This is a genomic window from Actinoallomurus sp. NPDC050550, assembly GCF_040655075.1.
Taxonomy (GTDB): domain Bacteria; phylum Actinomycetota; class Actinomycetes; order Streptosporangiales; family Streptosporangiaceae; genus Actinoallomurus.
The window spans coordinates 330667-341976 of record NZ_JBFAJC010000002.1 but is presented as its reverse complement, the minus strand read 5'-3'; the positions used below and the strand labels follow the sequence as shown (position 1 = coordinate 341976).

11 protein-coding genes are annotated in these 11310 nt (G+C 71.8%); 3 read left to right on the top strand and 8 right to left on the bottom strand.

Annotated elements, in window-relative coordinates:
* Positions 1 to 19: 19 nt before the first annotated feature.
* The 4 genes from AB0I04_RS03900 to AB0I04_RS03885 form a co-directional block, all read right to left on the bottom strand.
* Entirely contained in the window at positions 20 to 730 is a 711-nt protein-coding gene (locus tag AB0I04_RS03900; RefSeq protein WP_360878485.1) for a response regulator transcription factor, read from the bottom strand.
* Positions 731 to 804: 74 nt separating this feature from the next.
* The gene (locus AB0I04_RS03895) at positions 805 to 1392 is read right to left on the bottom strand and encodes a Trp biosynthesis-associated membrane protein (protein WP_360878483.1); all 588 of its coding nucleotides are present in this window, start codon (positions 1390 to 1392) and stop codon (positions 805 to 807) included.
* Positions 1389 to 1757, bottom strand: coding sequence for a phosphoribosyl-AMP cyclohydrolase (hisI, locus tag AB0I04_RS03890; RefSeq protein WP_360878480.1), 369 nt, complete (start codon positions 1755 to 1757; stop codon positions 1389 to 1391). The genes AB0I04_RS03895 and hisI overlap by 4 nt, the downstream gene beginning before the upstream one ends.
* A gap of 9 nt (positions 1758 to 1766) precedes the next feature.
* On the bottom strand, positions 1767 to 3242 hold the full coding sequence (locus tag AB0I04_RS03885) for an MDR family MFS transporter (protein ID WP_360878477.1): 1476 nt from the start codon (positions 3240 to 3242) through the stop codon (positions 1767 to 1769).
* 96 nt (positions 3243 to 3338) lie between these two features.
* Here AB0I04_RS03885 and AB0I04_RS03880 point away from each other — a divergent pair, with 96 nt between their 5' ends.
* A complete protein-coding gene (locus AB0I04_RS03880) occupies positions 3339 to 3893 on the top strand; it encodes a PadR family transcriptional regulator (RefSeq protein WP_360878474.1) in 555 nt (184 codons plus the stop codon).
* A 12-nt stretch (positions 3894 to 3905) separates the two neighbouring features.
* Here the strand turns inward: AB0I04_RS03880 and AB0I04_RS03875 are convergent, their stop codons facing one another.
* The 3 genes from AB0I04_RS03875 to AB0I04_RS03865 all read right to left on the bottom strand — a co-directional run bounded on the left by AB0I04_RS03875 (position 3906) and on the right by AB0I04_RS03865 (position 7963).
* Positions 3906 to 4109 carry a cold-shock protein gene (locus AB0I04_RS03875; protein ID WP_360878471.1) on the bottom strand — a complete coding sequence of 68 codons (204 nt, stop codon included), beginning with the start codon at positions 4107 to 4109 and terminating at the stop codon, positions 3906 to 3908.
* Between the two features lie 288 nt (positions 4110 to 4397).
* The gene (locus tag AB0I04_RS03870) at positions 4398 to 6173 is read right to left on the bottom strand and encodes an ABC transporter ATP-binding protein (protein ID WP_360878469.1); all 1776 of its coding nucleotides are present in this window, start codon (positions 6171 to 6173) and stop codon (positions 4398 to 4400) included.
* Positions 6170 to 7963 (bottom strand): ABC transporter ATP-binding protein, encoded by a 1794-nt coding sequence (locus tag AB0I04_RS03865; protein WP_360878466.1) that lies wholly within the window; start codon positions 7961 to 7963, stop codon positions 6170 to 6172. The genes AB0I04_RS03870 and AB0I04_RS03865 overlap by 4 nt, the downstream gene beginning before the upstream one ends.
* A gap of 112 nt (positions 7964 to 8075) precedes the next feature.
* Between AB0I04_RS03865 and AB0I04_RS03860 the strand changes: the two genes are divergently transcribed.
* A complete protein-coding gene (locus tag AB0I04_RS03860; protein WP_360878463.1) occupies positions 8076 to 8714 on the top strand; it encodes a TIGR03085 family metal-binding protein in 639 nt (212 codons plus the stop codon).
* A 15-nt stretch (positions 8715 to 8729) separates the two neighbouring features.
* Here AB0I04_RS03860 and AB0I04_RS03855 read toward each other — a convergent pair whose 3' ends face one another.
* Entirely contained in the window at positions 8730 to 10205 is a 1476-nt protein-coding gene (locus tag AB0I04_RS03855) for an MFS transporter (protein ID WP_360878460.1), read from the bottom strand.
* Between the two features lie 111 nt (positions 10206 to 10316).
* Here AB0I04_RS03855 and AB0I04_RS03850 point away from each other — a divergent pair, with 111 nt between their 5' ends.
* A complete protein-coding gene (locus AB0I04_RS03850) occupies positions 10317 to 11288 on the top strand; it encodes an AsnC family transcriptional regulator (protein ID WP_360878457.1) in 972 nt (323 codons plus the stop codon).
* Positions 11289 to 11310: the final 22 nt, after the last annotated feature.

Here is an 11310-nt window from a genome sequence, read left to right as displayed (position 1 = left end):
CAGGTACCGCAGGCGCCTTCTAAAGATCGGCGGCGTAGCCGACGCCGCGTACGGTGCGGAGGGGGCTGCGGGCGCCCAGTTTGGCGCGCAGCTGGGCGATGTGGACGTCGACGGTACGGGCCCCGGCCGACTCCGCCGATCCCCAGACGGCGGCGAGCAGCTGTTCGCGGCCGAACACCCGCCCCGGGTTGCGCATGAGGAAGGCGAGCAGGTCGAACTCCATGGTCGTCACGGCCTTGGGCGCACCGGCGACGGTGACGGTACGGGTCCGGGGGTCCAGGACGACGTCACCGGCGCGCAGCACGTCGTCGGGAGGAGGAGCCTCCGCCTGGTGCCCGCGCAGGGCCCGGCCGAGTGTGGCGAGCAACGCCCGCGGGCTGAACGGCCGGGGCACGGTGTACCCGCCGGGCGGCGTCATCCCGGGCGGCACGACGGACACGATGACCGCGGCGCCGGCCGCCTCCGCCATCTCATGGTGCACGCCCGTCGTCAGGTCGAGGACGACCGCGTCGGGTCGCAGGCGGCGGGCGAGCGCGGCGGCCGACGCCGGATCGGTCACGAGGTGCGGGTGGTATCCCTCGCGGCTGAGGTAGAGCCGGATGAGTTCGGCGACGCTCGGGTCGTGCTCCACCACCAGAACGGTTCCGTGCCCGGCCCGATGGCGCACGCCGGACACGTACCCGCTCTGTTCGATGGCGCTCGCTCCGCGAGCGCGGGAGCGGGCGCCCAACGCGCCGTCTTCCCTCGTCGCTCTGGTCGCTTCGCTCCCGGCGCTCCTCGGTCCAGACGACGCGCGCCCGCTCATCAGCGGTCCTGGAGATCCTCGCTGGTGGGGTCGTCGCCGCGGTCGAGCGACTTCCACAGCGAGGCGGGGTCGTCGCCCGGTCGCGGGGCGGTGCCGGGACGGTCGTAGCGGGCGGACATGCCGGGCCAGCGCCGGCCGCGGACGACCGTCAGGAGCCCGGCGGCGGCCAGCAGGACACCGCCCGCCAGGGCGGCGATCCACCAGCCGTTCACGTGCACGGTGACGTCGCCGGTCAGCCGGGTGAGGTTCGTGCGGTTCGCGGCGGCGGAGATGACGTGCGCGTGGCGGACGGCGAGGGGCGACAGGACGGCGATGAGCACCCCGAAGCCGGTCAGCAGCACGCCGACGGCCGTCCGTGCCCAGCCGCGGGTGGCGAGGAGGGCGGCGATCCCGGCCAGTCCGGCCAGGCCGAGGGCGGCGACGCCGCCGCTCAGCGACCGTCCGGTGAGCGGCTGGAGCGACGGCATGAGGTTCATGCCGCCGCGTACGGTGACCGTCGCCCAGGTCCGGCCGGTGAATCCGGCTGCGAGCCCCGCGCCCACCGCGCCGAGCAGCGCGGCGGCGGCGAGTTCGCGGCGGCTCGTCACTGCGGACGCTCTCCCACGACCGCGTCGAGTTTGTCGGCGTCCCAGCAGGTGCGGTCGCCGGTGTGGCAGGCGGCCCCGACCTGGTCGACCTTGATGAGGATGGCGTCGGCGTCGCAGTCGAGGGCGACCTCCTTGATCCACTGCTGGTGGCCGGAGGACTCGCCCTTCACCCAGTACTCCTGGCGGCTGCGCGACCAGTAGGTGGCGCGGCCGGTGGTCAGCGTGCGGTGCAGGGCCTCGTCGTCCATCCAGGCGAGCATGAGCACCTCGCCGGTGTCGTACTGCTGGGCGATGGCCGGGACGAGACCGTCTTCGGTGCGTTTGAGACGATCAGCGATCTTGGGGTCCAAGGACATGGCATCCATTGTGCCGCCTCACTCCACCGAGGGCGCGGAGGGGGCGAGGCGGCGCAGCGGGCTTTCCGGCATCAGCACGAAGACGACGAGGGCGATGGCCGCGCCGGCCACGCCGAGCCAGGGGATCACGGTCGCGGTGGCCGACGCCGCCGCGTTCGCCGGGCCGTGTGCCGGGGCGGCCTCGCGGACGTGGGAGGCGTACGCGGTGCCGGCGATGGCCAGGGCGACCGATCCGCCGACCTGGCGGAAGAAGGTGATCTTGCTGGTGGCCGTGCCGATGTGCTGCGGGTCGACGGCGTTCTGCACGGCCACGGTGAGCCCGGACAGCATCGGCCCGATGCCGAGGCCGATCAGGATCATCCAGCCCGCCAGGACCCACACGCCGGTGTGGACGCCGAGGTTCGCGCACAGCAGGGCCCCGGCGGCGAGCAGGACGGGGGCGGCGACCAGCCAGGGCTTGTAGCGGCGGGTCCGGCTGATCAGCGCGCCGGTGAGGAAACTGCCGGCCAGCATGCCGAGCATGAGCGGATAGACCTTCAGGCCCGAGGTGGTGGCGCTGTCGCCGTGCACCGTCTGGAAGTAGCGCGGCAGGAAGATGATCGCGGCGTACATCCCGAAGGCGGTGAAGAACGAGCCGACGTTGGCCGCGGTGTAGATGCGGTTGCGGAACAGCCCCAGGGGCACGATCGGCTCGGCGGCCCGCCGCTCGACGAGGACGAAGAGGGCGAGCAGCACCAGCGAGACGGCGATCGGCCCGGCGACGGTCGCGCTCGTCCAGGCGTGGGTCGCCCCCGAGGCCGTCGCGCGGCCCTTCTCGGTCAGGCCGAACAGCAGCAGGCCGATGGCGGCCGCGAACACCGTGATGCCGAGGTAGTCCGGCCGGGCGTGGACGCGCTCACGCCGCTGGTGGGGCAGGCGCAGGGCGATGACCGCGAGGACGACGACGCCGATCGGCAGGTTGACGAGGAAGACCCAGCGCCAGTTCGCCTGCTCGGTGAGCAAACCGCCGAGGTACGGGCCGGCGACGTAGCTGAGGGCCATCACGCCGCCGAGCGCGCCCTGGACCCTGCCGGACCGCTCGGGCGGGAACATGTCGGCGACCAGGGCCAGGGACAGCGGGATCAGGGCGCCGGCGCCGAGCCCCTGGAGGGCGCGGAAGGCGATGAGCTCGGGCATGTTCTGCGCGGCCGCGCACAGGCCGGACCCGATGAGGAAGACGGTCACGCCGATGAGCAGCAGGGGCTTGCGGCCGTACACGTCCGACAGCCGCCCGTACAGCGGAACGGTGATCGTCGAGGTGAGCAGGTAGGCGGTGACGACCCAGGTGTAGAGGTCCTCCCCGCGCAGGTCCCGGACGATCGTCGGCAGCGACGTGCCGACGATCGTCTGGTCCAGCATCGCGAGGAACATGCCGCCGACGACGGCGATGATCACCAGGCCCATCTTGGGGCGGCGCTCCGTGCCGGGCGGCGCGGTGCTCGTAACGGTCGACATCCCGATCCCTCCTCAGACTCGATCAACGCGTCGATATCAACATGTAAGAGCCGACATGTCAATCTCAACATGTAAGAGCCGAGCTAAGGTGATCGCATGTCACTGCGCGCCGCACTGCTGGCACTGATCGAGGTCAGGGGGCCGTCCAGCGGCTATGACCTCACCAAGAGCTTCGAGGGGTCGCTCGCCCACGTCTGGCAGGCCAGCCACAGCCAGATCTATCCCGAGCTGAACCGCATGGCGGCGGACGGGCTGCTGAAGGTCGAAGAGGAGGGCCCGCGCGGCCGCAAGACCTATGCCATCACCGCGGCCGGCCAGGCGGAACTGCACGAGTGGCTGACCGAGGCAAAGCCCGAGCAGCGGGTACGCGATGAGGCGTCACTGCGGGCGTTCCTGCTCCCCCTGCTGCCCACGCAGAAGGCCATCGAGTTGCTCACGGAGCAGGCGCGTGCCGCCGAGGCGAGAAAGGTCGATCTGGAGGCGCTGCGCCGTAAGGTCGGCGAGTCCAGTTTTGGGGGTTTTGCCCTTGAACGCGGACTTCGACACATGGCCGCCGAACGCGAGTGGGCGCTCTGGGCGATCGACCGGTTGCAGAAAAGCGAAGAGGCCCGCACCGAAACGGTACGGACCCCGACGGGTGAACCTGAGTGAACTTTATCTGAACTACAGCGGACGGACCTGGTCCGCCTGCGGGCCGCGGTCGCCCTGGACGACCTCGAACTCCACCCGCTGGTTGTCCTCGAGCGTACGGTATCCGTTCGAAGTGATCGCCGAGTAGTGAACGAAGACGTCCGGACCACCGCCGTCAATGGCGATGAAGCCGAACCCCTTGTCGGCGTTGAACCACTTCACGGTGCCCTGGGCCATGCCTAACTCCTTGCGGGACAAACAAAACCCACAGGTTGTGGGTCACTTTTATGGTTGCCGCGGGTGTGTGCAGGCCCTTGAAGAAGCAAGAACACGCCCGCCAGTCATCGGTCCGCGGGCGTCTGGCAAACGAACGTGGAACTACGACAGCAACCGGTTTCAGTTTACCAAGTTCGGTGCTCTGTCACACGCCCCGGTGCGAAAGACTGTTTTCCGCCGTCGATATTCCCCGCCGTTGTCGCGGCAACCCACCTCTCACCGGCGAGAACGGCGAGAGTGTCCGAAAAATCAAATCTTCAACTGAGCTGCCCAGGATGCATACAACTCGGCATATCGTCCCGGTTGGGCGACCAGCGCGGCGTGCGGGCCCCGCTGGACGAGACGGCCCTGGTCGAAGACGAGGACCTCGTCGGCGGCCTCCGCGGTGGAGAGCCGATGGGCGATCGAGACGGCGGTACGGCCCCGGGTGATGCTCTCGATGGCGCGCTGAAGGCGCACCTCGGTGGCGGGGTCGACGGCGGACGTCGCCTCGTCGAGCACGAGCAGGTCCGGGTCGGCCAGGTAGGCGCGGGCCAGCGCGACCAGCTGGCGCTCCCCCGCCGACAGCGACTCGCCGCGCTGCCCGACCGGGGTCCGCAGCCCCTCCGGCAGGCCGCCCAGCCAGTCGGCCAGTCCCAGTTCGGTCAGGACCAGGCGGATGTCCTCCTCGGACGCGTCCGGCCGGCCGAAGCGGATGTTGTCGGCGAGGGACCCGTCGAACAGGAAGCCGTCCTGCGGGACCATCACGATGCGCTCGCGCAGCGAGGAGAACCGGACATCGGTCAGTGGCACGCCGTCGACCAGCACCCGCCCCGACGCCGGATCCATCATCCGGGTCAGCAGCTTGGCGAAGGTCGTCTTTCCCGAGCCGGTCTCCCCCACGATCGCGATCCGGGAGCGCGGCGCGATGCGCGCGGACACGTCGTACAGGACGGTCGGCCCGCCGGGATAGGCGAACGACACGTCCTCGAACCGCACGTCGATCGCGCCCCGGGGCAGTTCCACGCCCTCCGGGCCAGGGTCGGCCACGTCCGGCGTCATGTCCAGCACGCCGAGCACGCGCTGCCAGCCGGCGATGGCGTTCTGGGCGTCGTTGAGGACCTCGGTGGCCACCTGCAGGGGGCTGACGAACAAGGTGACCAGGAACAGGAACGCCACGAGCTCCCCGGCGGTCAGGTGGCCGCCGATCCCCAGCAGCGTCCCGGCCACGACCACGCCGGCGGTCGCGAGCGCCGAGGCCAGCTCGGTGGAGGGGAAGGTCAAGGCGACCAGGTTCTGCGCCCGGACCTGCGCGTCACGGTACTCGCCGACGGACTCGTCGATCCGGCGGGCGGTGCGCTCCTCCGCGCCGTACGCGCGGATGACCGAGGCGCCGACGACCGACTCGCTCACCGCCGAGAGCATGTCGCCGACCCGCTCGCGCACCGTCCCGTACGCCTTCGACAGCCAGCGCTGGAAGATCCGCAGCGTGTACGCGAGGGGCGCGAAGACGACCCAGACGAGCAGGGCGAGCGGCCAGGAGTACACGGCCATGAGCACGGTCGCCACGATGAGCTGGCCGCCGGCGATGATAATCATCAGGCCGCCGTACTGCATGAACTGGCTGATCTGGTCGACGTCGCTGGTCACGCGGGACACGAGCGAGCCGCGCCGCTCGCCGCTCTGCGTGAGCATCGACAGGTCGTGCACGTGCCGGAACGCCCGGACCCGCAGCGCCGCCAGGCCGTTCTCGCTCGTCCGGTACAGGCGGACGTTCATCCGGTACGCCGCGAGGGCGGTCACGACGACGGCGACGGCGCACACGATTACGGCGGTGCGGATGAAGCCGATGTCGGGCCCGCCCTTGGCACGCAACCCACTGTCGAGCGTCTGCTGGACGGCCACCGGGACGACGATCCGTCCCGCGGTGGCCACGAGCGCGAGCAGCAGCGTGCCGACGATGCCCCGCCGGAACTCGGGGGTGAGCCGCAGGCCGCGGCGGAGCGTCGCCAGGCCGGACGGCCGGCTCGTATCGACGGCGGTCACGCCACGGCCTCCTCGTTCTCGTCCTCGTCGTCGGCCGGCTCCGGCTCGGTGTCCGCGCGTTCGTAGGCGGTGACCAGATTCCGGTATCCGGCGGACCGTTCCAGAAGTTCCTTGTGCGAGCCCTGGGCGGTGACCCGGCCGCGTTCGATGTAGACGACGTCGTCGGCCAGTTCGATGGTCGCCTTGCGATAGGCCACGACCACGACGGTCGCCGCCGAGTCGCGCAGCCCGTCCAGGATGCGGGCCTCCACCTGGGGGTCGACGCTGGAGGTCGCGTCGTCGAGCACGAGGAGGCGGGGCCGCCGGATGAGGGCGCGGGCGAGCGCGAGGCGCTGGCGCTGCCCGCCGGACAGCGTGGCGCCCCGCTCCCCGACGTGGGTGTCGAGGCCGTCCGCGAGCGCGGACACGAAGCCGTCCGCCTGGGCCAGCCGCAGGGCCTCCCACACGTCCTCGTCCGGCGCGTCCAGGCCGAGCGTCACGTTGCCGCGCACGGTGTCGTCGAACAGGAACGCCTGCTGCGGTACGAGCGCGGTGGTCGCGGACATGCCGTGCCGCTTCACGTCGCGCGCGTCCACGCCGTCGAGCAGCACGCTGCCGCTCGCCGGGTCGACGAGGCGGACGAGCAGGTTGGTCAGCGTCGACTTGCCCGAACCGGTCGGGCCGACGACCGCGATGGTACGGCCTGGCTCGGCGGTGAAGGCGACGTCGTGCAGGACGTCGTCGTCGGTGTAGCCGAACCGGATGGCGCGTGCCTCCAGGCGCGCCGGACCGTCCCCGTCGACGGCCCGCTCACCGTACGGGAGCGAGCCGGTCGCCTCCAGGACGCTCTGCACCCGTTCCCAGCCGACGACGCTGCGCGGCACCTCGGCCAGGACCCAGCCGAGCGCCCGGATCGGGAAGGCCAGCAGGGTGAACAGGTACGCGACGTGCACGAGGTCGCCGGGCGACATCGCGCCGGAGCGCAGCCGGATCGACCCGACGAGCAGGACGGCGAGCACGCCGAGGTTCGGCAGGGCCTCCAGGATCGGGTCGAACAGCCCGCGCAGGCGGCCGACCGCCACGTTGGCGTAGCGCAGTTCGTGTGCGACGGCGGCGAAGCGCTCGGTCTCGTCGGCCTCCCGGCCGAGCGTCTTGACGACCAGCGCGCCCTCGAAGCTCTCGTGCGCGACCTCGCTGACGCCCGCCCGCAGGCGCTGCGCCCGTGCCGCGACCGGGGCGAGCCTTCGCTGGTAGATCACGTTGAGCCCGGCGATCGCCGGGAAGACGAGGAAGCCGACGATCGCCACGACGACGTCGGTGGCGAGGATGGCGACGGCGGCGATGATCAGCATCAGGACGACGCCGAGGGCCATGGGCAGCGGAGCGAGGGGAGCCCAGGCGGCCTCGACGTCGGCGTTGGCGTTGGACAGGAGCCGGCCGGTGGGGTGCCGCTGGTGCCAGGCGAGGGGCAGCCGGAGGTACTGCCGGGTGACCGCCCGCCGGTAGGCCGCCTGCATGTTGTACTGCACCATGCCGGCGTACAGCCGCCGCCCGGCGATGCCGAGCGCCTTGAGCGCGGCAACGCCGACGATCGCCAGGCCGCCGAGGGCGAGGGTGCCGGCGGTGGTGCGGCCGTCGCGGAAGGCGGGCAGGACGACGTCCTGGGTGACCCGGCCGAGGACCCAGGCGCTGCCCACGGTCATCGCCGCGTACAGCCCGCTGCTGAGCACGGCGGCGGTGAGGAGACGCGGCTCGGCCCGGGCGGCGACCCAGAGGACACCGATCCCCTTCTTCAAAATGTCCGATGTCACTTTTTGTGACAACAAGCTCCCCCTTCGTGGCAGATAGTGGGGCCGCTATTCCCTATCACGCGGAGGCCCCGGGTTATTCCGCTCCGAGAGAGGTCGGGCCTACGATCGCGCCATGGCGAACGAGAACTGGGCGCGCGCCGAGCGCCATGCCCTGAGCGACGCCCTGATCGACGCCGGCCCCGACGCCCCGACCCTCTGCCAGGGGTGGACCACCGGTGATCTGACCGCCCATCTGGTCATCCGGGAGCACCGGCCCGACGCCGCGCCGGGGATCATGATCCCCCTGCTGGCCGGCCACACCGAGAAGGTACGGCTCCAGGCCCGCGACTCGATGCCCTTCGCCGAGCTGGTCGAACGCTTCCGGGCCGGGCCGCCGGGCTGGTCGCCGTTCGCGCTGTCCGTGGTGGACGCCGCGGCCAACACCACCGAATACTTCGTGCACCACGAGGACGTGCGGCGGGCCCGCGAGGGCTGGGAGCCCCGTGAGTTGCCGCCGGCCCTCGAAGAGCACCTGTGGCGGCGGCTGAAGACGGCCCGGTTCGTGCTGCGGCGGCTGCCGGTGGAGATCACGTTCGTGGACCCGGGTGGGCGCACCCAGCGCGTCACCAAGGGCGGCAGGCTGGTCAGGGTGCACGGCCGACCGAGCGAGCTGACGCTGTGGGCCATGGGCCGCAAGGACACCGCGCAGGTGGAGATGACGGGCGAGGCCGAGGCCATCAACGTCCTGAACCAGGGCCGCTGGCGCCTCTGACCTCGCCCGGGGAATCTAGGCGGTGGCCTTCTCGCGGTCCGGGGCCGGTCGTACGGCGGTCCGCCCCTGCGTGCGGAACAGCGCGAGGACGATGATCCCGGCGGCGATCCCCAGCCCGGCCGACACGGCGTAGACCTCGTTGAGGCCGGACGCCACGGCGGCACGGATGATCGGCAGGTGGGGGGCCTGCCCGCCGCTCGCCGCACCGGCCATCGCATGCGGGTCCGCGACATGGCCGGTGAGCACGTGCTCGATCCGGCCGCGGAAGACGATGCCGAGCACGGCGACGCCGAGGGCGTAGCCGAGCTGCCGGAACGTGTTGAGGGCGCCGCCGGCCATCCCGCCGCGCTGGGGCGGGACGGCGCTCATCGCCGCCGCCGACAGCACGGGGATCGACGTTCCCACACCCACGCCGCCGACGATCAGCCCCGGAATGATCGCGGTGGACGAGGACCCGGCGTCCAGGACGGCCTGCAGGCCCGAACCGGCGCCGATGAGCAACAGCCCGATCCCGATGGTCAGCCGGGGCGAGGCGCCGTGCAGGAACCGCCCGGCGACGGCGGACACCACGAAGGACGCGCCGGCGAGCGGGATCAGGGCGGCCCCGGCGCGTACCGGCCCCAGGCCCAGGACACCCTGCAGCCACAGGGAGGTGAAGGCGAGACAGGCGAACGCCGAGGCCATCAGGAGGGCACCGCCGATCAGCACGGCGACGAACGACCGGTTACGGAACAGGCCCAGGTCGAGCAGCGGGTCCCGGGCCCTCTTCTCGACCACGACGAAGACGGCCAGGGCGACGGCGGCGAGCCCGAACATCGTGAGCGGCACGGCCGCGGTGAAGCCGTCGTCGCCCGCGCGGATGAGCCCGTACGTCAGCGTTCCGGCGCAGGCGGTGAAGGAGGCCATCCCGGCCAGGTCGATCCGGGCGCCGCTCGTACGCCGGGACTCTCCGACGACGGCGAGCGTGAGCGCGATCGCGATGACGGTCACCGGCAGGTTGACCAGGAAGATCGACCGCCAGTTCACGTGCTGGGTGAGCAGTCCGCCGAGGATCGGACCGCCGGCCGCGGCCAGCCCGTTGACAGCGCCCCACACGCCGAACGCCACACCCCGGTCCCTGCCCTGGTAGGTGCTGTTGAGGAGAGCGAGCGTCGTGGTGAACATCGCCGCGCCGCCGACGCCCTGCGCGCCGCGCGCGGCGATGAGGGTCGCGGCGTTCGGTGCCAGCCCGCAGGCGAGCGAGGACGCGGCGAACAGCACGAGCCCCGCGACGTACACCCTGCGCGCCCCGAACAGGTCCGCGAGCGAGCCCGCGCCCAGCAGCAGCGCGGCCAGGGCGAGCGCGTAGATGTCCAGCACCCACTGCAGAGCCGTGAACGACGCGTCGAGGCTCTTGGCCATGGCGGGCAGCGCGACCGTCACGATCGTGACGTCGACGAGCAGCATGAAGGCCCCGAGGCAGACCGCCACGAGCGGCCACCATTTACGCATGAGTGATTCCTTCCGGTTTCTGGGGACGGCCCTCACCCTCGCCGTACGAACCGGAACTCTCCAGCCAGCGGCCGCTCGGTGGCGCTTATCGACATTCGCTACTCTCCTGTGGTGAATTCCCTCACTCTCGATGAGCTGGACCGGCACCTCGTCCACGCGTTGCAGCTCGACGGCCGGGCCCCGTTCAGCAAGATCGCCGAGGTGCTCGGGGTCTCGGACCAGACGATCGCCCGCCGGTACCGGCGGCTGCGCACGACCGGGGTGGCGCGGGTGGTCGGCGCCGTCGACGCGCCCCGCGCCGGCCTGGTGTCCTGGGCGCTCCGGGTACGGGCCACGCCGGACGCGGCAGGGGCGGTCGCCGCCGCGCTCGCCCGCCGTACGGACACCTACTGGGTGCACCTGCTGTCGGGCGGCACCGAGATCACCTGCGGGACCATGGCCCGGACGCCGGAGGAGCGCGACAACCTGCTGCTCCAGAAACTGCCGCGCACGGGCCGCGTGTCGTCGGTCACCGCCCACGCGCTCCTGCACCTGTTCGCGGGTGGCCCGGGCGGCTGGTCGGGCGTCCATTCGCTGTCGAAGGAGCAGGCCGACCGGCTACGGCCCGAGCCGCCCTCGCCGGATTACGAGCCGATCGAGCTGAGCGAGGCCGACCACGCGCTGCTGTCGGCGCTGTCCGCCGACGGCCGCGCCGGCCACGCCGAGCTGGCCTCCGTCACCGGCTGGTCGGAGTCCACGGTGCGGCGGCGCATGGACGAGCTGCGCCGCGCGGGCGTGCTGTTCTACGACCTCGACATGCAGTCTGAGGCGTTCGGCTATCACGCCGAGGCGCGGCTGTGGGTGTCGGTGCTGCCCTCCGAGCTGGTCGCCGTCGGCGAGGCGATCGGCGGACATCCGGAGGTGACCTTCGCGGCCGCCACGACGGGGCCGACCAACCTGCTGGTCGCCCTCGCCTGCCGGGACACGCGCCACCTGTACCGCTACCTGACCGAGCGGATCGGCGCCCTGGAGGGCGTACGCCACGTGGAGACCGCCCCGGTGATCCGCACGGTCAAGGGCGCGGGCGCGCCGCTGCTCCCCTGAGCGGAAGGACGGCGCTCCCCCA